Source organism: Microbacterium sp. 22195 (assembly GCF_052056515.1).
GTDB lineage: Bacteria > Actinomycetota > Actinomycetes > Actinomycetales > Microbacteriaceae > Microbacterium.
The window spans coordinates 462,923-482,923 of sequence record NZ_JBQEPE010000002.1 but is presented as its reverse complement, the minus strand read 5'-3'; the positions used below and the strand labels follow the sequence as shown (position 1 = coordinate 482,923).

Here is a 20,001-nt window from a genome sequence, read left to right as displayed (position 1 = left end):
CAGGCCACCGGGCGCCGCGGGCGCGTCAGGCCTTCAGCATCGAGGCGCGGGCGATGCGTCCGTCGACCACGTCGAAGGTCGCGATCGTCTCCGTGGCGATGCCGGCGTTGATCACCTGCTCCTGCGCGACGACCCATCGGGTTCCGAAGAGCACGCTGGTGTCGATCACGCAGGAGAGCTCGGGGTTCTGCAGCCGGGGTTCGTAGAACGCGCGGATCGCTGCGGCTCCGACGATCGGCTCGGTCGCGACGCCGGTGATCACCGCGTCCTCCGCGTAGGTCGCGACGAACGCGTCGAGGTCGTGGGCGTTGAAGGCGTCGAGCTGCGCCTGGACGGTGTCCTGCGCGCTGCGGGTCTGGTCAGTCAATTCGTACTCCTCCGTTGACGTCATAGGTGGCGCCCGTGATGAACCCGGCGCGCTCGGATGCCAGTGAGGCGATGATCCACGCGACGTCGGCGGGGCGGCCGAAGGCGCCGAGCGGGATGCCCGACTCCAGCTTCTCCCGCCCCTCGGCGGACAGTTCGTCGGTGATGGCGCTCGCGACCGGTCCCGGCGTCACGGCGTTGACGCGGATCCCCTCCGCCGCGAGATGGCGGGCGAAGCTGCGGGTGATGGCCAGCAGCGCTCCCTTGCTCGCGGCGTAGTGGATGCCGGTCTGCAGGGCGCCGACCTGGCCGGCGATCGACGACAGGTTGATCACCGACCTGTCGCCCTCGGCGGCGCGCAGCAGCGGCAGCGCGGCCCGGGTGAGCAGGAAGGTGCCGCGGGCGTTGGTCTCGAGCACCAGGTCCCACTCGTCGATGTCGATCTCGTCGTAGGGCGTGTAGGGGCAGACCCCGCCGTTGTTGACGAGCACGTGCAGGGAGCCCCAGGCCGCCGTGATCTCCGCGATCAGGGCGTCGACGGACTCGCGGTCGCGCAGGTCGAGCCGGGACACGCGCGCCTCGGGGGCGCCGGCGGCACGGCACTCCTCCGCCACCCGGGCGGCCTCCGTCTCGCGCCCGGTGTACGTGATCCACACGGCGGCGCCGGTGCGGGCGAGTTCCAGGGCGGTGGCCGTTCCGATGCCGGAACTGGCCCCGGTGATGAGAGCGCGGCGAACAGTCATGTCAAAACGCTATAGCAGATTCGAGCAAAGAGGAACCTCTCGACAGGTAGTTGCTAGATGCTATAGCATTCATGACCATGGCTGACTCCCACGTCCTCATCACCGACTGCGACCTGCCCGGCGAGGCCGCCGAGCAGACGCTTCGAGCTGCGGGCCTGCGCGCCGATCGGGCACCGGACACCGATGCCGACACCCTCGCCGCCCTGGGCGCCGAGGCCGAAGCCCTCATCGTGCAGTGGCGTCGCATCGACGGACCCCTCATGGATCGCATGCCCCGCCTCAGGATGATCAGCCGGCTGGGAATCGGGTACGACATGATCGATGTCGCCGCGGCGACCGAGCGGGGGATCGCCGTCGCGAACACCCCGAGCTACTGCATCGAGGAGGTCGCCTCGCACACGATCGCCATGATCATGACCCAGGCACGTGGACTCCCCGCCTACGACGCCGCGCTGCGCGCGGGCGAGTGGAAGCCGGTGGCGGCCCGGCCGATGGCGGTGCGTCCCTCCCGCACCACGGTGTCGGTGCTCGGGTTCGGACGCATCGGCTCGTTCGTCGCCCGCGGATGCCGTGCCCTCGGCTTCCGCGTGCTGGTGGCGGACCCCTACGCGCCGTCGGAGGCGGTCGTCGCTGCCGGCTGCGAGCCGGTCTCGATCGAGCAGGCCATCGCCGCGGCCGACCTGCTCACCCTGCACGTGCCGCTCACGGACGCCACGCGTCATCTCATCGACGCCGACTCGATCGCCACGATGAAGCCGGGCGCCGTGATCGTCAACACCTGCCGCGGTCCGCTCATCGACGAGGCGGCCCTCGTCGCCGCGCTGCACGACGGACGCGTCGGAGCGGCCGCGCTGGACGTCTACGAGGTGGAACCGCTGGCGCCCGGCGCGGCCCTGCGGGAGGCGCCGAACGTGCTGCTGACCCCGCACGCCGCCTGGTACTCGCCGCAGGCGCTCGAGGACCTTCCCGTGCACGCGGCCGAGAACATCGTCCGGTTCCTGGCCGGCGAACCGGTCGGCGCGATCGTCAACCCGGACCACGCGACGGCGCGAGCCTGAGGGCCGAGGAGGAGCACCCGTGGAACTTCTGCGTCTCGGAGCCGCTGGCCACGAGCATCCGTTCGTCCGCGACGACGAGGGAGTGCTGCGCGACCTGGGCCCTCTCACCGCCGACATCGACGGCGCGTTCCTCGCTGCGGACGGCATCGCCCGCGTGCGCGAGGCGCTCGCGAGAGGAACGCTGCGCAGCGCCGACGGCGAGGGTCTGCGGGTCGGCCCGCCGGTCGCCCGCCCTGCCGCGGTGATCTGCATCGGGCAGAACTATGCGGCGCATGCCGCCGAGTCCGGCGCCGAGCCGCCTGCGCATCCGGTCGTGTTCTTCAAGCATCCGAACACCGTCGTCGGACCCGACGACGTCGTGCTGCTCCCGCCCGGAGCGCGGAAGGTCGACTGGGAGGTCGAGCTGGCCGTCGTGATCGGCAGGACCGCGCGGTACCTGGCGTCACCGGAGGCGGCGCGCGACGTGATCGCGGGGTACACGATCTCGAACGACGTCTCCGAGCGGGCGTATCAGCTCGACGTCTCGGGCGGGCAGTGGTCGAAGGGCAAGTGCTCCGAGACGTTCAATCCGCTCGGCCCCGCGCTCGTGCCCGCCGATGAGGTCGACCCGCAGGCCCTGCGGCTCCGCTCGTTCGTGAACGACGAGCCGCGGCAGGACTCCTCGACCGCCGACATGATCTTCTCCGTGCTCGAGATCGTCCACGAGCTGAGCCAGTACATGGTGCTCGAGCCCGGGGACATCATCAACACCGGCACGCCGCAGGGCGTCGCCCTGTCGGGGCGGTTCCCGTATCTCGACGACGGCGACGAGATGCGCATCGAGATCGAGGGCCTGGGCGTGCAGCGGCAGCGCGCCGAACGGGTCGTCCCGGCCTGAGACGCACCCGCCCGCCTGTCGGGCGCAGGCCGCTCGCATCCCGGCTGAGTGAGAGCGGCCTGCGCCTCACAGGCGGTCGGGCGACGCCGTCAGCCGGCGAAGGCGCGTGCAGGCAGACCCTTCACGCCCGGCGACACGGCGAACAGCGACCCGGCCGCCGTGCCGTGGTCGGGGCCGAGCCCCTGCGCCGAGGTCGTGATGTAGAGCACGTCCATCTCGTCCCCGCCGAAGGTGCACGCGCTGACCTGCGGCACCGGGAGTTCGATCCGGGCGATCAGGCTGCCGTCAGGAGCGTAGCCGTGCACGGCTCCGCCGCCCCACAGCGCGACCCAGACGCTCCCGTCGGCGGCGACGCACAGGCCGTCGGGGAGCCCCTGGTCCTCGGCGAGCGTCGCGAACGGGCGAGGCTCGACGACCTCCCCGTCCACGACGTCATAGACGTCGATGCGCCGGGTCGGGGTGTCGACGTGGAACATGAGGTCGCCGGCCGGCGAGAAGTCGACGCCGTTCGACACCGTCAGCCCACGGCGCACCGGACGCACCGAGAGGTCGGTGTCCACGCGCCGCAGATCCGCCGCGCCCGGTGCGGAGGCGTAGGCCATCGAGCCCGTCAGCAGCCGGCCCCGAGGGTCGGCGCAGCCGTCGTTCATGCGGATCACCGGGTCGTCGAGGAGCGTCCTCACGGGGATCGCGGTCCCATCGGGCGAGTCCGCGAGGTACAGCGTGCGGGCGCCGACAGCGACGAAGCCGCCGTTCTCACGCGGCCGAACGAAGGCGAGGTACTCGTCGTCGATGTGCGTGCGGAGGACCTCGCCGTCGCGCAGGGTCAGCATGTCGCCGGCGTCGCCGTCGACCCAGCGCAGACCGCCCCAGGCGTCCGCCCAGACCGGTCCCTCGGCGTGGTGGGCGATCGGGCCCGTGACGTTCCGGGCTCTCATCCCAGGGGGTCGTCCCGCTTCAACGGCATCCGCTCGGGCTCCGGGGCGGCGGGCGGCGCTGCGGCGCTTCCGGGGGTCAGCTCGCCGGCGACCTTGGTCTCCAGCACCTGAACGGCCTCGTCGGACAGCAGGATGAGGCCCTCGAGCTCATCGCGCACGCGCTTGTAGGCGACCTGGCGCTCGGCCTGCGTCGCCGACTCGTCGAGGGCGACCTTCAGCATGTGCTGCGCGCGATCCAGGCGCTTGCGCTCGTCCTCGGTGAAGGTCGAGTCGCGCAGGCGGCGGGCGTCGCGCTCGGCGACCTCGAAGGCCACGGCGTAGTTGCCGACGGCGTCGAGGTACTCGGTGACGCGCTGCTCGCTCACCTTCGCATCGGCGGATGCCGGACGCAGGGCGTCGGCGGTCTTCTTGGCGCGCAGGAACGCGGCGGTCAGGGGCTGGCGGCCGTCGCTCATGGCGGGGAAGGCGATGAGCTTGGCGACGTCGAGCTCGTAGTCGAGCCAGCGCGCCGTGATCTCGTCGTGCTCCTTGAACAGGCGCTCCAGGAGCTCGTTCGGAGGAACGGATGCCGCCTCAGGCGCCGGCTGCGCGCCGCGCTTCGTGCGCACAGGACCGGTGAGCGCGCGGGCCTGCAGCTCCGCCGTCTTGAGCTCGCTCTTCAGGCGCAGGGTCTCCAGGCGGCGCTCGTGCCGCTCGCGGGACGCGACCTGCCAACGGCGGGCGAACCCTCCGCCCACGGCCATGATCGGAAAGATCATCCACCAGAAGTCGCGGGCGAAGTCCAAGAGCGCTTGCATGATGACCTCAGCCTAATCAGCCAGTGTCGCCCTGACGCCGCGAGTTTGCCCGGCTTCTCATCCTTTTGATGGAGACCGGGTTCACTCCCGTTCGCGATGTGCGCGGACGGCGCCGCTGGTGGAGTGGATGTCATGGCAGAACTCCGCTCTCGGCATCCGCTCTCCGACCGACTCACCTCGCGCCGCGGCGCATGGGTGTCGCTGGGACTCGTCCTGCTGGTGATGGTCCTGCTGTTCGGGGCGTTCGGCTCCGCGAAGGCGCCCGCGGGCAACGCGCAGGCGCCGGCGGCATCCGAGTCCGCCCGCGTGAGCGAGCTGCTCGCGACCTTCCCCGACGCCCACCGGCAGTCGGTGCTCGTGGTCGCTTCCCGCGACGACGGGGCGAAGCTCACCGACGCGCAGGTCGGCGAGCTGAAGGACCTGCTGCCTGTGCTCGACGAGAGGGCGGACGCCGATTCCACCGGCCCTCTGATCAGCGAGGACGGCGAGGCCGCCGTGCTGATCACCCCGATCAGGGTCGGCGAGACCAATGCCGGCACCGCCGAGGTGATCACGGCGCTGCGCGCGGACATCGCGGGCCACGCGCCGGACGGCGTCACGCTGCAGGTGACCGGAGGCCCCGCGTTCGGCGCCGACGTCGCCTCGTCGTTCGAGGGCGCCGACTTCACGCTGCTGCTGGTGACGATCCTGATCGTCGCGCTGCTGCTGATCGTCACCTACCGCTCACCCGTGCTGTGGCTGATCCCGCTCGTGGTGGTCGCGCTCGCCGACGGTCTGGCCGGGCGTCTCACCGCCGCCGCCGGATCGCTGTGGAACCTGCAGTTCGACGCCGGGATCATCAGCGTGCTGGTCTTCGGCGCCGGCACGAACTACGCCCTGCTGCTGATCTCGCGCTACCGCGAGGAGCTGCAGCAGACGGAGGACCACCGTGCCGCGCTCAGCGCCGCCTGGCGCAGCACGGCGCCGGCGATCGTCGCCTCGAACGTCACCGTGGTGCTGGCGCTGCTCACCCTGGTGCTGGCCGTGATCCCCGGCACGCACGGCCTGGGCGTGTCGTCGGCGATCGGCCTGCTCATCGCCCTGTTCTCCGTGCTGTTCCTGCTGCCGCCGCTGCTGGCGGTGTGCGGCCGGAAGGTGTTCTGGCCGTTCGTTCCCCGTCCGGGCGAGGCGTCCCCGGGTGAGGCGCCGCGGCAGGGCCGTGCCTGGCGGCGGGTGGCCTCCGGCGTGGTGCGTCGTCCGCTCGCGAGCCTGCTGGCCGGAGCGGCACTGCTCGCGGTGATGGCGGCGGGGCTGCTCGGCACCTCGGTCGGGCTCGACCAGCTGGAGAAGTTCCGCGTGCAGTCCGAGTCGGCCGCAGGCCTCGAGGCGCTCTCCGCGCACTTCCCGCCCGGGGAGGCGCAGCCGATCCTCATCGTCGCCGACAGCGCGGCATCCGACGCCGTGGTCGCCGCGGCCGAAGGCGTCGAGGGCGTGGTCCGGGTGAGCCCGATCGGGCGGACCGACGACGGCGAGCTCACCCAGATCATGGTGACCAGCGAGTACGCGCCCAGCACGCCGCGGAGCCTGGATCAGATCACCGCGCTCCGGGACGCCGTGCACGCCGTCCCGGAGGCGGATGCCGTGGTCGGCGGCGCCGTCGCCACCGACCTGGACGCCAGAGCGGGGAACCAGCGCGACCTGCTGCTGGTCGCACCGCTCGTGATGGGCGTGAGCCTGCTGGTGCTGATCGTGCTGCTGCGCTCGCTCGTCGCGCCGGTGCTGCTGCTGATCGTGAACCTCGCCAGCGCGCTCGCCGCGATCGGCGCCGGGGCATGGCTGAGCCGGATGCTGTTCGGCCAGCACGCCCTCGACCTGCAGGTGCCGCTGCTGTCCTTCCTGTTCCTGGTGGCGCTCGGCATCGACTACACGATCTTCCTGGTGCATCGTGCCCGCAGCGAGGCGGCGGCCCGTGGCACGCGGGCGGGGATGGTCGAGGCGATCGCGCACACCGGCGGCGTGATCACCAGCGCGGGCATCGTGCTCGCGGCGGTGTTCGCGGCGCTCGGGGTGCTGCCCCTGGTCACGCTCGGGCAGCTGGGCCTGATCGTCGGGGTCGGCGTGATCGTCGACACCCTCGTGGTGCGCACCGTGATCGTGCCGGCGATCTTCGCGCTCGTGGGCGACCGGATCTGGTGGCCGGGACGGGCGCCGAAGGCTCCCGGCGGAGAGGGAGCGCCCGTGCATGCGGCATCCGCTGCGGGTGCACTCGCCACGCACGAACCCGGTGATCTGCTCGACCCGCAGGGAGAATCGACACATGAACGTCGTGAAAGCGCCGCTGGCGCGCGCTGAGCGTACGGGACGCGGTCAGGTCGAGCGTCCCGCGCACACGAGCCCGGTCGTGCGGGCGATGGAGATCGGCCAGCACGTCATGGCCGCGGTCCTGACCGTGATCGGCGTGATCCGCGCGATCGGCGACGGCACGCCCGTGCCCGCCGCGGTGGTCGCCGGGCTCGCGATCCTCGTCGCGCATGCCACGGGCAGCGTGCTGCCGTTGCGCTCCCGCCGTCTCGCGGTGGGGTGGCTGATCGGATTCGCCGTCATCTGGCTGGCGGCCGTGGCCGTCTCGCCGGAGTTCATCTGGGTGGCGTTCCTGCTCTGGCTGCTCGCCGGTCATCTGCTCCCGGTGCCGTGGGGGCTGCTGTTCTCGGCGCTGGTGCTCGCAGTGGTGATCGTCGCGCCGATCCTGCATCACGGCGTCACCAGCTACGCGAACGTGTTCGGGCCGCTGATCGGCGGCGTCTTCGCGTACGGCGTCTCGCGCGGGTATCTGCAGCTGCTGCGCGACGCGACGGAGCGCGAGCGGCTGGTCGATTCGCTCACCCGCGCGCAGCATGAGATGGCCGACCTGCAGGACGAGCTCGCGCTCGCGCAGCGGGAGTCCGGCGCGGTCGCCGAGCGCACCCGCATCTCCCGCGACATCCACGACACGGTCGCTCAAGCCCTCTCCTCGATCCGGCTGCTCGCGCACGCGGGTGCCGACAGGACGGCGGATGCCGATGCCGCGCGCGCCCTGTCGCAGGTCGAGGCGCTCGCGGGCGACAGCCTGGCCGACGTGCGCAGGATCGTCGCCGCGCTCGCTCCCGCCGAGCTGGAGGACGGCGTGCTGGCGGCGGCCCTGCGCCGCATGCTGGACCGCGCGCACGACGAGGCCGGCCTGCAGGCCGAGCTGCACGTCGACGAGTCGCTGCCCGTGCTGCCCACCGAGGTGGAGGTGGCGCTGCTGCGCACCGCGCAGTCGGCGCTGGCCAACGTGCGCCTGCACGCCGCCGCCAGTCGGGTGGTGATGAGCCTGATCGATGACGCGCGCTCCGTGCGGCTGGACATCATCGACGACGGTGCGGGTTTCGACCTGGCCGCGTGGGAGGCGGATGCCGGGAGCGGTTCGTCCAGCTACGGCCTGCGATTCATGCGGGCGCGGCTGCGCGAGCTCGGCGGCGGGCTCGACATCGAGAGCGCCCCGGGCGAGGGGACGGCGATCTCGGTGCAGCTGCCGATCCGCCCGGAGCCGGCACCGCCGGCATCCGATCCCGCATCCCCGACCACCGAGGAGGAGACGCGATGACCGTCACCGTGCTGCTCGTCGACGACCATCCGGTCGTCCGCAGCGGACTGCGCGCCGTGCTCGACACCGACGACGTGCAGGTGATCGGAGAGGCGGCGACCGGCGAGGAGGCGCTCGCACTGGCGGCCCACCTGCATCCGGACGTCGTGCTCTGCGACCTGCGACTGGGCGCCGGCATCGACGGAATCCGGACCACCGCCGCGCTGCGCGCGCTCGATCCCGCACCCGCCGTGCTGATCCTCACCACCTTCGACCGGGATGCCGAGATCCGCGGCGCCATCGAGGCGGGCGCCGCCGGCTACCTGCTGAAGGAGGTGGCGCCGGAACTGATCCTAGACGGCATCCGCCGGGCCGCCGCTGGCGGGATGGTGCTCGCGCCGGACCTGGCTGCGCGGCTGCTGGAGGGCCTGCGCAGCCCGCTGCCGCGGCTCACCGACCGCGAGACCGAGGTGCTGCGGCTGCTCGCCACGGGCGCCGCCAACCGCGAGATCGCCCGCACGCTGTTCGTCACCGAGGCGACCGTCAAGAGTCACCTCGCCCACATCTTCACCAAGCTCGACGTCGACAGCCGGTCGCGCGCGATCCACGTCGCCCGCGAAGCCGGGCTGATCTGACCCATCCTGGAGGACCCATCATGAAGAGACTCGTCAACGCCGCGTTCGCGTACATGCTCGCCGGGGTCGCATCCGGCCTGTTCTACCGCGAGTTCACCAAGGCCAACGACTTCACCGACGCGACGTTCACCCAGCTGTCGGTGGTGCACACGCACCTGCTGATCCTCGGCTTCGTGATGCTGCTGATCGTGCTGGTGCTCGAGAAGGTCTTCGCGATCTCGCGCAGCCCGCGCCTGTTCTCCTGGTTCCTCTGGCTGTACAACGCCGGAGTGATCCTGACCGCGGGCATGATGACCTGGCACGGCATCCTCACGGTGCTCGGTCAGGAGTCCAGCGCGATGATCGCCGGGATCGCGGGCCTCGGGCACATCCTGATCACCGCCGGCCTGATCGTGTTCTTCATCGCGCTGCGGCGCGCGGTGGCTGCCGACGCCGGCACCCACGGCCCGCCCCGCGGGCGCCGCGCTCGCCGAGTGACCATGAGTGCCGGCCGGCCGGGAGCCTGACCCGCGCCGGGCGCGCGGGGCGGGCGCGGACGGGGGCGATCGGCCGTGCTCAAGATACCCCCAGGGGTATCTGATACGGTGTCATCGACCGACCGAGAGGACCCGAAGCGATGTGTCGAGCCGTCACCTGCCGCACCTGCGGCAAGACCACCTGGGCCGGATGCGGCCAGCACGTGGACAGCGTCATGGCCGGAGTGCCGGCAGCGCAGCGCTGCCGCGGCCACGAGGACGAGCCGCGCACCGGCTTCCTGGCGAAGCTGTTCGGGAGGTCCTGAGCGCATGCGCGTGATCATCATCGGGGGCGTCGCCGGCGGCATGTCCGCCGCGACGCGCCTGCGCCGGCTGGACGAGACGGCCGAGATCATCGTGATCGAGCAGGGCGACCACGTCAGCTTCGCCAACTGCGGCCTGCCCTACTACGTGGGTGGTGTGATCGCCGACCGCGACGCCCTGCTCCTGCAGACGCCCGAGTCGCTGCGCTCGCGCTTCGCGCTCGATGTGCGCACCGGCCACCGCGCGGTCGCGATCGACCGGGATGCCAGGACCGTCAGCATCCGCGACCTGTCGACCGGAGACGTGACGGACGAGCACTACGACCACGTGGTGCTCGCCACCGGCGCCGTGCCGCGGGACGAACTCGCATCGGCGGAAGGCGGCCCGGTCGTGTCCACCCTGCGCACGATCGACGACGTCGACCGCATCACGCTGGCGCTGGCCGATCTGCCGGAAGCAGGCCGAGCCGTCGTCGCGGGCGGCGGGTTCATCGGGCTCGAAGCCGTCGAGAACCTCGTGCACCGCGGTCTCGCCGTCACGCTCGTGCAGCACGGCGGGCATCCGCTCAGTCCCCTCGACCCGGAGATGGCGTCGCTCGTCGTGGACGAGCTGACCGCCCACGGCGTGGATCTGCGCACGCACAGCTCCGTCGAGCTGCTGGACGCCGAGGGCGTGCACCTCGACGACGGCACGGTCGTCCCCGCCGACATCGTCATCGACGCCAGGGGCGTCCGTCCCGCGGCATCCCTCGCCGTCGACGCCGGTCTCGCCGTCGGGCCCACGGGCGGCATCGCCGTCGACGCGCTGCAGCGCACCGACGATCCGCGGATCCTCGCCGTCGGCGACGGCGTCGAGAAGGTCGACGCGCTCTCCGCCGAGCCGACCCTCGTCACCATGGCAGGACTCGCCAACCGGCACGGCCGCACCGCGGCCGACGCGATCGCCGCCGCCGAGGGACTGCTCGAGGCTGCTCCCGCGGACGCGGTGCCCGCCCTCGGCACGGCTGTCGTCGGCGTCTTCGGGCTGGCCGTCGCGATGACCGGCTGGAGCGAGAAGCGGCTGAAGGATGCCGGCCGCCCGCACCGCGTGATCCACGCGCATCCCTCGGACCACGCCGGCTACTACCCGGGCGCGGAGCGCCTGACCATGAAGCTGCTCGTCGACCCCGCGACCGATCTGATCCTCGGCGCCCAGGTGATCGGCCGGCGCGGGGCGGACAAGCGCATCGACGTGATCGCCACGGCCATGCACGCGGGGCTCACCGCCTCGCAGCTGAGCAGGCTCGAGCTCGCCTACGCGCCGCAGTTCGGCTCGGCCAAGGACCCGGTGAACATGCTCGGCTACATCGCCGACAACGCCGCGACCGGACTGACCGACAGCATCCAGTGGCACGAGGTCGACGACGCCGTCGCGGCCGGCGCCACCGTGATCGACGTGCGCACCGCCGCCGAGCACGCGGCGGGCGCCATCGACGGGGCGCTAAACATCCCGGTCGACGATCTGCGCGCGCACCTCGGCCACCTGCCCGCAGGCGAGCTGATCGTGCATTGCCAGGTCGGACAGCGCGGCCACATCGCCGTGCGCCTGCTGCGCCAGCACGGCCGGTCGGCGCGCAACCTCGACGGCGGGTATCTCACCTGGTCCGCCGGAACGCGGATGTCGGACGGCGCCCCTGTGCCCGTCGGCGCCCGCCTGAGCGTGAAGGAGTCCGCATGAGCACCGCGCCCGACGACGAGATCCGCAAGGTCGTGAACCGCCTCAAGCGGGCGCGCGGCCAGCTCACCGCCGTGATCGACGCGATGGAGACCGGCGCCGACTGCCGCGATGTGGTCATCCAGCTCGCGGCAGTCGGCAAGGCCATCGATCGCGCCGGCTTCGCGGTGATCGGCACCGCACTGCGCCACTGCGTGGCGGACGGCGAGGAGGCCCGGGAGGGCGCGCCGACGATGGAGGAGCTGCAGAAGCTGTTCCTCACCCTCGCCTGAGGGGGCCGGCGTGCGCGATCACTCGAGCAGGGTGAACCCCGACTCGTAGCGCGTGCGGCCGAGCGCCGCCATGATGATCTGGAGGAAGCCCATCGCCTCGAGCTCACGGGCCCGGGTCAGCGGGCCCACGTCGACGGCGCGCATCCCGGCGGCCTCGATCAGCGCGGCGACGCTCATCTTGGCATCCGCGTAGTCCCCGGCGTACAGCACCGTGGTGCGGGTCGTGCCGTTGGTGCCGCTGACCAGGGTGTCGCCGAGGTTGACGTTGAACGCCTTCACCACCGCCGATCCCTCGGGCAGCAGCTTCGCCAGCTCGGCCGCCGTGGACGAGTCGGCGGGGGAGCGCAGCCGGTCGTAGGTGGAGAAGTCGATCGGGTTGCTGATGTCGATCACGACCTTCTCGCTGAGCTGGTCGCGATAGTGCTCCAGGATGCCCTCGTACGCGCCGTACGGGACGGCGAGCACCACGAGGTCGCCGGTGAGCTCGTCGCCCATGACGCCATACTCCAGGCCGGGGCGCGCGGCCGTGGTGCTGGTGGGGCTGCGCTTGATGATCTGGATGCCGGCTCCGGCGCGGGAGGCGACCTCGGCGATCGCCCCGCTCATCTTGCCGCTGCCGATGATGCTGATCGAAGTCATGCGACCTGAACCCTCCTGAATCGAGCGAGTGCCTGTTCGGCGACCTTGTGCGCGTCGTAGTCGAACACCGCGCTGCGGCGGAAGTCGCGACCGACGCGGATGTCGGCGTCGCGCTTGCGCAGGTTCTGGAACTCGTACTGCGCGTCGAACATCGCGCCGGCACGGCGGGATCCGTTCTGCAGGATCGCCGTGCGCTGCATGCGAACCGCGGTGTAGCGCCGGAACGCCTCCGGGATGTCGGAGACCGTGTCGGCCGCGGCGAGGAAGGTGGCGAGCGCCATGCTGTCCTCGATCGCCTGGCTGACGCCCTGGCCCTGATGCGGCAGCATCGTGTGCGCCGCGTCGCCGAGCAGCGTGATGGCCCCGCGCGACCAGTCGGTGAGCGGATCGTGATCGAACAGGCCCCACCAGAAGGTCTTGTCGATCAGGCTGATGAAATGCTGCAGCCGCGGGTCCCAGCCGTCGCCCGAGAACTCGGCGGCGAGCTCGCTCACCTCGGCCGGTCCCGACCAGGCGCCCTGGAGCGGACGGTCGCTCGGGATGCCGGCGACGAAGTTGAACAGCCGGCGCTGCTGCAGCGGATAGGCCATGAAGTGACGGCTGTTCCCCATCCACACCTGGCTGATCATGGGCCAGTCGGCAGGCAGGCGCGAGGCGTCCATGACCCCGCGGTAGACGAGGTAGCCCGAGTAGACGGGTTCGGGATGCTGACCCACCGCGCCCCGGACGACGGAGTGGATGCCGTCGGCGCCGACGACCGCGTCGAAGACCTCCTCCGTCCCGTTCTCGAACTCGACCCGCACGCCCGACTCGACCGTCTCCACAGCCTTCAGCCGATGACCGAGCCGGATCGACTCGGGGTCCACATCGTGCGCGAGCGCGTCGATGAGGTCGGGCCGGTACATCCCGATGTTCCGGTACTGCCCGGCCGAGTCCTCCCAGGCGGCGTCGGTGACCATGCCACCCATGGCGTCCAGGTAGACGCCGTGCCCGTCGGGGACGGCACCCGCCTGGCGGACCCGCTCGAGCACGCCGAGCCTGTCGAGCACCCGCGCGGCGTTCGGGGCGACGGTGACCCCGGCGCCGACCTCGCCCAGGCGGCTCGCCTGCTCGAACACCGTCACGTGCACTCCCGCGATCCTGGTCAGGGCGATGGCGGCGGTGAGGCCGCCCATCCCCCCGCCGATGATCGCGATCCTGGTGCTGCTGTCTACCATTGCTTCTCCTTGACTGACATGCGTGCCGGGGCGGGCCTCATCGCGTCGCCGCGAGCCGAGCGGTGACCTCGCCCGTGCGGGCGGCGGGACCGAAGACCGTGGCTCCGACGGCCTGCTCGCCCTCGTCGTCCGGGCCGAGCGCGATACCGCGGCGGTCGCGCAGGCACAGCGTGGCTCCGGCTCCGAGCAGCGTGGCGAGCAGCAGATAGGCGGACACCGCGGCCGTGGTGCCGGTCGCGCCCAGCAGCATCTGCGCGATCATCGGCGCGAACGCCCCGCCCAGCACCGCGCCGATCGCGTAGGTGATCGAGACGCCCGAGAAGCGGATGGATGCCGGGAAGATCTCGGCGTACCAGGCGGCCAGCGGTCCGTAGGTGAGGCCGAGGCCCGTCGAGATCAGCAGCAGCGCCGCGTAGAGGCCGGGGAGTCCGCCGGCGTCGACGAGCCAGAAGACCGGGAAGACGATGACGGCCTGCAAGCCGAAGCCGATGAGGAAGGTGCTGCGCCGGCCGATGGCATCCGCGAGGTAGCCCGCCAGCAGCGTGGAGAAGAACCACACGACCGCGGCGAAGACCGCGGCGAGCAGCACCGAGGTGGTCTCGAGGTGGCCGACGCTGATCGCGTAGCTGTTCAGGAATCCGCCCGTGGTCATGTAGCCGAGGGTGCCGTTGCCGACGAAGACGAGGGCCGCGAGGAGCACGAGGTGCCAGTGGCGACGGAAGAGCGTGACGATCGGGAGGCCGGCCTGCTTGCCGCGCTCGGCGATCTCGGCGAACACCGGGCTCTCCTCCACCGAACGGCGGATCACGAAGCCCACGACGATCAGCACGATGCTGATCAGGAACGGCACGCGCCAGCCCCACTGCAGGTAGGCCTCGCCGGGGGAGATCACGCCCGTCATGAGCGCGGTCATGCCCGACGCCAGCAGGAAGCCGAGGGGCACCCCGAGCTGCGGCCAGGAGCCGGCGCGGCCGCGGCGGTCGGCGGGCGCGTGCTCCACGGCCATCAGCACCGCGCCGCCCCACTCGCCGCCGGCGGACAGGCCCTGCAGGATGCGGAGCAGGAGCAGCAGGATGGGTGCCGTGATGCCGATCTGCGAGTAGGTGGGGAGGGTGCCGATGAGGGTCGTCGCCGCGCCCATCAGGACGAGGGTGACGACCAGCATCGCCCGCCGTCCGATGACGTCGCCGAAGTGGCCGGCGAGGAAGGCGCCGAGCGGGCGGAAGAGGAACGAGATGCCGACCGTCGCGAACGACAGCAGCAGCGCGATCTCCTTGCCGGCGGGCTCGAAGAAGAGCTGGGCGAACACCAGGCCGGCGCTCGTGGCGTAGATGAAGAAGTCGTACCACTCGATGGTCGTGCCGATGATCGTCGCGAAGGCGATTCGGCGCTGCGAGGTGGGCTTTCCTGCGGAGGAGGAGGTGGTCATCGTGGTTCCTGACGTCATTGTCATCGCCCTCCGGGTGAGGGGCTGGGATGCGGGTTCTCCCATCGTGCGACGCACGTGACTGCGTGTAAATCACAGTTATTCGGGGATATAGTTCGGTTCAACTGAAGAATGGGCGAGGGAGTCGCTGTGGTCGATGTGAGTCTGAGGCAGCTCGAGCTGTTCGCGGCGCTGCCCCATTTCCCCACGCTCAGCGCGGCCGCCGCGCATCTGCACATCTCGGAGTCGGCGCTGTCACAGGCCATCACCAGCCTGGAGAGCGCGGTGGGCGAGCAGCTGTGCGTGCGGCGCAAGGCCAGGGGCCTCACGCTCACGCCGACCGGCCAGGACTTCGCTCGCCGGGCCAGGCAGATCGTCGCGGAGACGCATGAGCTCGTCCTCGGCGCGGGGCGGGAGCAGGAGCTGCAGGGGCCGGTGCGGCTCGGATGCTATTCGAGCTTCGCCACGAACGTCGTGCCCGAACTGCTCGAGGGGTTCCCGAAGCGGCATCCGGGGGTGACGATCGAGATCATGGTCGGCACCAACGAGGAGCTGCTCTCCGCACTCGAGGCCGGCCGGCTGGACGTGGCGCTGGTGTACGACGTGTCGCTCCCCGTGGGGTACCGGCGGCGCCGGATCTACGCGACCGAGCTCGAGGCGCACCTGCATCCCGAGCATCCGCTCGCGGCGCGCGACACGGTCGATCTCGCGGAGCTGGCCGACGAGCCCTACATCCTGTACGACGCGACGCCCGGCATCCGCAACGTGACCGACGCGTTCACCGCGCGCGGTCTGGAGCCGCGGATCGCGGCGAAGGTCACCCAGATCATCCTCGTCGAGGCCCTCGTGGGGCGCGGCCTCGGCTACGGGCTGCTCATGTCGCGGCCGAACGCGCTCCCGATGAGCTCGGAGGGGCGGCCCATCGTGATCCGCCCGTTCGACCCGCCGGTGACGGTGTCGCACGTGGTCGGGATCTGGCCGGCGGACATGAAGCTCACGCCGCGTGCGTCGGCGCTGCTCGACTTCGCGGTGGAGAAGCTCGGCGGCTACGGGCGTGCGGATGCCTCGGTGCTCCCGGGAGCCTCCGAGGAGGCGACGGGGTCCGCGCCCGGGTGAGGGCTGCGCGTCAGCGCGGTCCGATCTTCCACGGCTCCTTCACGGAGCGGATGAACGAGTAGGTGACCAGGTCGCGGTGATGCACCTCGCGCGAGTACGAGATGCGCTTGCCGCTGAGCGATGCGCCGACGATCGTCCACATCTTCGCGACCTCACCCTCGGGCTGCTCGAGGTGCTCGGCCTCCTCGGCCGTGAGGGCCGTGACGCCGGCGGAGACGACCTCCCACGCGATGGCCTCGGACCAGAGGTCCTGCGCGATGTCGAAGACGGGGCGGGTGGGGTCGATGAACGGACGCTCCATGCCGGCGGGGAGAGGCAGGATGTACTCGCCGACCATCGCGGGGATGTCGTCGGCGTACCAGCGCAGGCGGATGTGCGCTCCGACCGGCTCGATCTGCGGATGCAGCAGGGCGGCGATCTCATCAGGGATGGGCTCGAAGGATGCCGAGAGCACCTCGACCGAGGGGGTGTACCCCATCCGGGCCAGCACGTCGCCGTACTCCACGCGCGCCTCGAAGCGGGCGCTCAGTCGCAGGGTGAGCGGGTCGATGGTGGTCGCCGCCCCCTGGCGACGGACGACGATCCCCTGGTTCTCCAGATCGGCCAGCGCATGGCGGATCTGCTGCCGGGTGCATCCGAGCGCCTCGGCGAGCCGGTGCTCGCCGGGCAGGGTGCTGTCGGAGGCGACCGCCTCGCGGACGTGCCTCAGCACGCCGCTGAGGATGCGCTCGCTGTCGGTCAGCGGGGTGCGCGTCCTGCGCTCGCTCCACGCGCCCATCGTGCCGTCGGTCATCGCCGTCCCCCTGCTCCAGGCAAGCATATGCGGCCCGGGGCCGTCAGTCGTCATCATCGTCACAACTAGTCAACAAGTTGCGTAATGATCGACCAAACCTATCAACAAGTGGCCGGAGATCTGCTAGCGTCAGTCAACCCGCACACGGAGGAGTCAGCAGTGACCACGACGGACAGCATCCGAGGCATCCCTCTCTGGGACGGCCATGCCTACCGCGGGGCGAGCAGCCTCGAGTGGTCGGGCGATCGCATCGAGGCGGTCGAATCCCACGACGAACTGCTCGACGGATACAGCGTCATCCCCGGTCTGATCGACACGCACGTGCACCTGGGCGCCTACTCCGGCTCGGGCCGGGCCGACTGGTCGTCGTGGCCGCTCATCACCCCGTGGGAGGAGCAGGTCTTCCACATCGCCAACAACGCGCAGAAGGCCGCCCGCGCGGGCGTGACCACACTGCGCGACCTGTCCGGCGACGAGCGGCAGCTGGCCGTGAAGCGCGCCTTCGACGAGGGCATCCAGCAGGGCCCCCGCATCCTCGTGCACGGCGCCGTCGGCATGACCGCCGGGCACGGCGACCTGTTCATCCCGCCGCACTATCCCCACCGCGGCCGCACCGCCGACAGTCCCGACGAGTGCCGCAAGCTCGTGCGCGAGTACGCGCGCATGGGCGCCGACGGCATCAAGATCTTCACCACCGGCGGCGTGCTCTCGATGGGCGACAAGGTCGGCTGGCGCAACCAGACCCTGGACGAGATCCGCGCCACCATCGACGAGGCGCACGCGCTGAGCATGCCCGTCGCCGCGCACAGCCACTCCGCCGAGGGCAACGAGATCGCCCTGTCGGCGGGGGTCGACTCGATCGAGCACGGCACCGGGCTCGAGCCCGACCAGTGGGATCGCCTCATCGAGCGCAACATCTCGGTCGCGCCGACCCTGCTCATCAACGACGCCATCGCCGACGGCCGCGTCGCGGTCGGCGAAGAGGCCCAGGCGAAGGCGAAGGACGTCGTCGCCTACCGCGACTCCCTGTTCGGCGACGCCGGTCGCGCGGGCATCCGCTTCGTCCTCGGCACCGACGCGAACGGCGTCTTCGTGCAGTTCGGCGACCAGATGGAGGAGGTGCGCCTGATGGCGCGGATGTTCGGCTGGACCGCCGAGCGGGCGCTGCGCGCCGCCACCTCCGACGCCGCCGACGTGGTCCGCATGTCCGACCGCATCGGCTCGCTCTCCGCGGGACACGGAGCCGACTTCGTCGTGCTGCGCGGCCGCCCGTGGGAGGACATCGACGACCTCCGGGTCGAGAACATCGTCGCCGTCGTGTCACGAGGCCGCCTCGTGCACGGCGAGCTGCCCGGTGCGGCCTGACGGCCCGCACATCACCCGCTGGACCCGACCCGCACCACCCTGAGAGGACGATCGTGAACACCTCGACACGACATGCATCCGCACGATGGGCTGCGGCCCTCGGCGCCGCCGCACTCGGCGCCGGTCTCCTGGCCGGCTGCTCCGCCGGCGGCGGAGGAACCGGCGGCGGTGGCGGCACCACCAAGGACGAGCTGTACATCGCCGTGCAGGACGACCCGGTGTGCCTGGACCCGCAGCAGGTCACGCTGACCACCGCGCTGAACATCGGCCGGCAGCTGGTCGACTCGCTCGTCGACCAGAACCCCGACACCGGGGAGATCGTCCCCTGGCTCGCCAAGAGCTTCGAGGCGAACGACAACCTCACCGAGTTCACCTTCACGCTGCGCGACGACGTCACCTTCAGCGACGGCTCGAAGCTGACCCCCGAGACCGTGAAGGCGAACTTCGACGCCCTCGCGGCTCTCGGCAGCACCGCAGCCCTCGCCTCGCAGTACCTGGCCGGCTACCAGGGCACCACCGTCGTGGACGGCTCCACGGTCAAGGTGGCGTTCGCCGAGCCGAACGCGCAGTTCCTCCAGGGCGCCAGCACCATCACCCTCGGCCTGCTCTCCGACAAGTCCGCCGCGATGACCGCGGACGAGCGCTGCCAGCATCCGGTGGGATCCGGCGCGTTCGTCCTGGACAGCTACACCTCCAACGACTCGGTCGTCGTCACAGCCCGCAAGGGTTACGAGTGGGGCTCCCAGCTGCGCACCCGCAAGGGCGACGCCGCGGTCAAGAAGATCACCTTCGCCGTGACCCCCGAGCCCGGAGTCCGCACCGGTGGCCTGCAGACCGGCGAGTTCGACATGATCCTCGACCTGCCCGCGGCCGACGAGAAGCGCTTCGGCACCGACCAGTACGAGATCTACGCGCGCGCCAACCCGGGCGTCCCGCACTCCCTGGTCCCGAACACCGACCGCCCGATCGTCTCCGACCCGGCCGTGCGCGAGGCGATGATCCTCGCCACGGACCGTGCCGAGATCAAGGACCTCACCGGCTCGAGCAAGGTGCCGGCCGCGACCGGCGTGCTCAGCTCGGCCACCCCGTCCTTCCTCGCGCAGAAGGACGCGCTCGCCCACGACCTCAAGGGCGCGGAGAAGCTGCTCGACGACGCGGGCTGGAAGGCCGGCGCCGGCGGCATCCGCGAGAAGAACGGCACCAAGCTGTCCGTCTCGGTGACGGCGTTCTACGGTCAGGACGTGCTCGAGGCGACGCAGGCGCAGCTGGCGAAGGCCGGGATCGACCTGAAGATCAACATGGTCACCGCCGGTGACTTCTTCGGCGCCGTCGCCTCCAAGGACTTCGACTTCCTCGGCGCCGGCCTGACCCGCACCGACCCCGACGTGCTGCGGGTGATGTTCTCGTCGGCCTCCAAGGCGCGCTGGGCCGTGGTCGCCGACCCCGAGCTCGACGAGCAGCTGGCCGCGCAGGCCGAGACCGCCGACCCGAAGGCGCGCACCGCCATCCTGGAGGACGTGCAGAAGCGCATCGTCGAGAAGGCGTACCTCGTGCCCCTGCTCGAGGTGGCACAGGTGCACGCCTCGCAGAAGGGCGTCTCCGGCGTCGAGTTCGACTCCTCGTCGCGGATCATCCTGCACGACGTCACCGTCAAGGGCTGAGCCGGACACGGCGGGAAGGTGAT

The 20,001-nt window shown here is 71.2% G+C and carries 20 protein-coding genes; 12 read left to right on the top strand and 8 right to left on the bottom strand.

Annotated features, from left to right (window positions below; genetic code table 11):
- Positions 1-25: 25 nt before the first annotated feature.
- Together ACTJJ4_RS10385 and ACTJJ4_RS10380 are read right to left on the bottom strand one after the other, a co-directional pair.
- A complete protein-coding gene (locus tag ACTJJ4_RS10385; protein WP_440943233.1) occupies positions 26-367 on the bottom strand; it encodes a nuclear transport factor 2 family protein in 342 nt (113 codons plus the stop codon).
- A complete protein-coding gene (locus ACTJJ4_RS10380; RefSeq protein ID WP_440943232.1) occupies positions 360-1,109 on the bottom strand; it encodes an SDR family NAD(P)-dependent oxidoreductase in 750 nt (249 codons plus the stop codon). The genes ACTJJ4_RS10385 and ACTJJ4_RS10380 overlap by 8 nt, the downstream gene beginning before the upstream one ends.
- Positions 1,110-1,186: 77 nt before the next feature.
- On the opposite strand from ACTJJ4_RS10380, the gene ACTJJ4_RS10375 reads away from it, so the two are divergent.
- Positions 1,187-2,167, top strand: coding sequence for a C-terminal binding protein (locus ACTJJ4_RS10375; protein ID WP_440943231.1), 981 nt, complete (start codon positions 1,187-1,189; stop codon positions 2,165-2,167).
- A 19-nt stretch (positions 2,168-2,186) separates the two neighbouring features.
- Positions 2,187-3,044: a fumarylacetoacetate hydrolase family protein gene (locus ACTJJ4_RS10370; RefSeq protein ID WP_440943230.1), complete on the top strand. Its 858-nt coding sequence runs from the start codon at positions 2,187-2,189 to the stop codon at positions 3,042-3,044.
- An 89-nt stretch (positions 3,045-3,133) separates the two neighbouring features.
- Here ACTJJ4_RS10370 and ACTJJ4_RS10365 read toward each other — a convergent pair whose 3' ends face one another.
- Together ACTJJ4_RS10365 and ACTJJ4_RS10360 are read right to left on the bottom strand one after the other, a co-directional pair.
- A complete protein-coding gene (locus ACTJJ4_RS10365) occupies positions 3,134-3,982 on the bottom strand; it encodes an SMP-30/gluconolactonase/LRE family protein (RefSeq protein WP_440943229.1) in 849 nt (282 codons plus the stop codon).
- The gene (locus ACTJJ4_RS10360) at positions 3,979-4,779 is read right to left on the bottom strand and encodes a hypothetical protein (protein ID WP_440943228.1); all 801 of its coding nucleotides are present in this window, start codon (positions 4,777-4,779) and stop codon (positions 3,979-3,981) included. Before ACTJJ4_RS10360 ends, ACTJJ4_RS10365 begins: the two co-directional genes overlap by 4 nt.
- Before the next feature lie 132 nt (positions 4,780-4,911).
- Here ACTJJ4_RS10360 and ACTJJ4_RS10355 point away from each other — a divergent pair, with 132 nt between their 5' ends.
- From ACTJJ4_RS10355 to ACTJJ4_RS10325, 7 genes are all read left to right on the top strand, one after another.
- The gene (locus tag ACTJJ4_RS10355; RefSeq protein WP_440943227.1) at positions 4,912-7,110 is read left to right on the top strand and encodes an MMPL family transporter; all 2,199 of its coding nucleotides are present in this window, start codon (positions 4,912-4,914) and stop codon (positions 7,108-7,110) included.
- The gene (locus tag ACTJJ4_RS10350) at positions 7,076-8,383 is read left to right on the top strand and encodes a sensor histidine kinase (protein WP_440943226.1); all 1,308 of its coding nucleotides are present in this window, start codon (positions 7,076-7,078) and stop codon (positions 8,381-8,383) included. Before ACTJJ4_RS10355 ends, ACTJJ4_RS10350 begins: the two co-directional genes overlap by 35 nt.
- On the top strand, positions 8,380-8,997 hold the full coding sequence (locus ACTJJ4_RS10345) for a response regulator (protein ID WP_440943225.1): 618 nt from the start codon (positions 8,380-8,382) through the stop codon (positions 8,995-8,997). The genes ACTJJ4_RS10350 and ACTJJ4_RS10345 overlap by 4 nt, the downstream gene beginning before the upstream one ends.
- Before the next feature lie 20 nt (positions 8,998-9,017).
- Positions 9,018-9,503: a DUF2871 domain-containing protein gene (locus tag ACTJJ4_RS10340; protein WP_440943224.1), complete on the top strand. Its 486-nt coding sequence runs from the start codon at positions 9,018-9,020 to the stop codon at positions 9,501-9,503.
- 110 nt (positions 9,504-9,613) lie between these two features.
- Positions 9,614-9,778: a hypothetical protein gene (locus ACTJJ4_RS10335; RefSeq protein ID WP_292698957.1), complete on the top strand. Its 165-nt coding sequence runs from the start codon at positions 9,614-9,616 to the stop codon at positions 9,776-9,778.
- Between the two features lie 4 nt (positions 9,779-9,782).
- Positions 9,783-11,492 carry an FAD-dependent oxidoreductase gene (locus ACTJJ4_RS10330; protein WP_440943223.1) on the top strand — a complete coding sequence of 570 codons (1,710 nt, stop codon included), beginning with the start codon at positions 9,783-9,785 and terminating at the stop codon, positions 11,490-11,492.
- Positions 11,489-11,761, top strand: a complete 273-nt coding sequence (locus tag ACTJJ4_RS10325) for a metal-sensitive transcriptional regulator (RefSeq protein ID WP_440943222.1) — start codon at positions 11,489-11,491, stop codon at positions 11,759-11,761. The genes ACTJJ4_RS10330 and ACTJJ4_RS10325 overlap by 4 nt, the downstream gene beginning before the upstream one ends.
- Before the next feature lie 18 nt (positions 11,762-11,779).
- Here the strand turns inward: ACTJJ4_RS10325 and ACTJJ4_RS10320 are convergent, their stop codons facing one another.
- Genes ACTJJ4_RS10320 through ACTJJ4_RS10310 form a run of 3 tightly spaced genes read right to left on the bottom strand, consistent with a single transcriptional unit; the run spans position 11,780 to position 15,046 of the window.
- On the bottom strand, positions 11,780-12,400 hold the full coding sequence (locus ACTJJ4_RS10320; RefSeq protein WP_440943221.1) for an NADPH-dependent F420 reductase: 621 nt from the start codon (positions 12,398-12,400) through the stop codon (positions 11,780-11,782).
- Complete coding sequence (locus tag ACTJJ4_RS10315; RefSeq protein WP_440943220.1) at positions 12,397-13,617, bottom strand: FAD-dependent monooxygenase; 1,221 nt, start codon at positions 13,615-13,617, stop codon at positions 12,397-12,399. Before ACTJJ4_RS10315 ends, ACTJJ4_RS10320 begins: the two co-directional genes overlap by 4 nt.
- Positions 13,618-13,654: 37 nt before the next feature.
- The gene (locus ACTJJ4_RS10310) at positions 13,655-15,046 is read right to left on the bottom strand and encodes an MFS transporter (protein ID WP_440943219.1); all 1,392 of its coding nucleotides are present in this window, start codon (positions 15,044-15,046) and stop codon (positions 13,655-13,657) included.
- Positions 15,047-15,193: 147 nt separating this feature from the next.
- Here ACTJJ4_RS10310 and ACTJJ4_RS10305 point away from each other — a divergent pair, with 147 nt between their 5' ends.
- On the top strand, positions 15,194-16,159 hold the full coding sequence (locus ACTJJ4_RS10305; protein ID WP_440943218.1) for a LysR family transcriptional regulator: 966 nt from the start codon (positions 15,194-15,196) through the stop codon (positions 16,157-16,159).
- A 10-nt stretch (positions 16,160-16,169) separates the two neighbouring features.
- On the opposite strand, the gene ACTJJ4_RS10300 is transcribed toward ACTJJ4_RS10305, so the two are convergent.
- Positions 16,170-16,952, bottom strand: a complete 783-nt coding sequence (locus tag ACTJJ4_RS10300; protein ID WP_440943217.1) for a GntR family transcriptional regulator — start codon at positions 16,950-16,952, stop codon at positions 16,170-16,172.
- Between the two features lie 159 nt (positions 16,953-17,111).
- On the opposite strand from ACTJJ4_RS10300, the gene ACTJJ4_RS10295 reads away from it, so the two are divergent.
- Positions 17,112-18,317 carry a metal-dependent hydrolase family protein gene (locus ACTJJ4_RS10295; protein WP_440943216.1) on the top strand — a complete coding sequence of 402 codons (1,206 nt, stop codon included), beginning with the start codon at positions 17,112-17,114 and terminating at the stop codon, positions 18,315-18,317.
- Positions 18,318-18,370: 53 nt separating this feature from the next.
- Positions 18,371-19,978 carry an ABC transporter substrate-binding protein gene (locus tag ACTJJ4_RS10290; protein ID WP_440943215.1) on the top strand — a complete coding sequence of 536 codons (1,608 nt, stop codon included), beginning with the start codon at positions 18,371-18,373 and terminating at the stop codon, positions 19,976-19,978.
- Positions 19,979-20,001: the final 23 nt, after the last annotated feature.

Excerpts from the sequence above, each read along its gene's own strand:
- ACTJJ4_RS10380 (WP_440943232.1), bottom strand. The coding sequence starts at position 1,109 with ATGACTGTTCGCCGCGCTCTCATCACCGGGGCCAGTTCCGGCATCGGA.
- ACTJJ4_RS10375 (WP_440943231.1), top strand. The coding sequence starts at position 1,187 with ATGGCTGACTCCCACGTCCTCATCACCGACTGCGACCTGCCCGGCGAG.
- ACTJJ4_RS10365 (WP_440943229.1), bottom strand. The coding sequence starts at position 3,982 with ATGAGAGCCCGGAACGTCACGGGCCCGATCGCCCACCACGCCGAGGGA.
- ACTJJ4_RS10360 (WP_440943228.1), bottom strand. The coding sequence starts at position 4,779 with ATGCAAGCGCTCTTGGACTTCGCCCGCGACTTCTGGTGGATGATCTTT.
- ACTJJ4_RS10355 (WP_440943227.1), top strand. The coding sequence starts at position 4,912 with ATGGCAGAACTCCGCTCTCGGCATCCGCTCTCCGACCGACTCACCTCG.
- ACTJJ4_RS10350 (WP_440943226.1), top strand. The coding sequence starts at position 7,076 with ATGAACGTCGTGAAAGCGCCGCTGGCGCGCGCTGAGCGTACGGGACGC.
- ACTJJ4_RS10345 (WP_440943225.1), top strand. The coding sequence starts at position 8,380 with ATGACCGTCACCGTGCTGCTCGTCGACGACCATCCGGTCGTCCGCAGC.
- ACTJJ4_RS10340 (WP_440943224.1), top strand. The coding sequence starts at position 9,018 with ATGAAGAGACTCGTCAACGCCGCGTTCGCGTACATGCTCGCCGGGGTC.
- ACTJJ4_RS10335 (WP_292698957.1), top strand. The coding sequence starts at position 9,614 with ATGTGTCGAGCCGTCACCTGCCGCACCTGCGGCAAGACCACCTGGGCC.
- ACTJJ4_RS10330 (WP_440943223.1), top strand. The coding sequence starts at position 9,783 with ATGCGCGTGATCATCATCGGGGGCGTCGCCGGCGGCATGTCCGCCGCG.
- ACTJJ4_RS10325 (WP_440943222.1), top strand. The coding sequence starts at position 11,489 with ATGAGCACCGCGCCCGACGACGAGATCCGCAAGGTCGTGAACCGCCTC.
- ACTJJ4_RS10320 (WP_440943221.1), bottom strand. The coding sequence starts at position 12,400 with ATGACTTCGATCAGCATCATCGGCAGCGGCAAGATGAGCGGGGCGATC.
- ACTJJ4_RS10315 (WP_440943220.1), bottom strand. The coding sequence starts at position 13,617 with ATGGTAGACAGCAGCACCAGGATCGCGATCATCGGCGGGGGGATGGGC.
- ACTJJ4_RS10310 (WP_440943219.1), bottom strand. The coding sequence starts at position 15,046 with ATGACCACCTCCTCCTCCGCAGGAAAGCCCACCTCGCAGCGCCGAATC.
- ACTJJ4_RS10300 (WP_440943217.1), bottom strand. The coding sequence starts at position 16,952 with ATGACCGACGGCACGATGGGCGCGTGGAGCGAGCGCAGGACGCGCACC.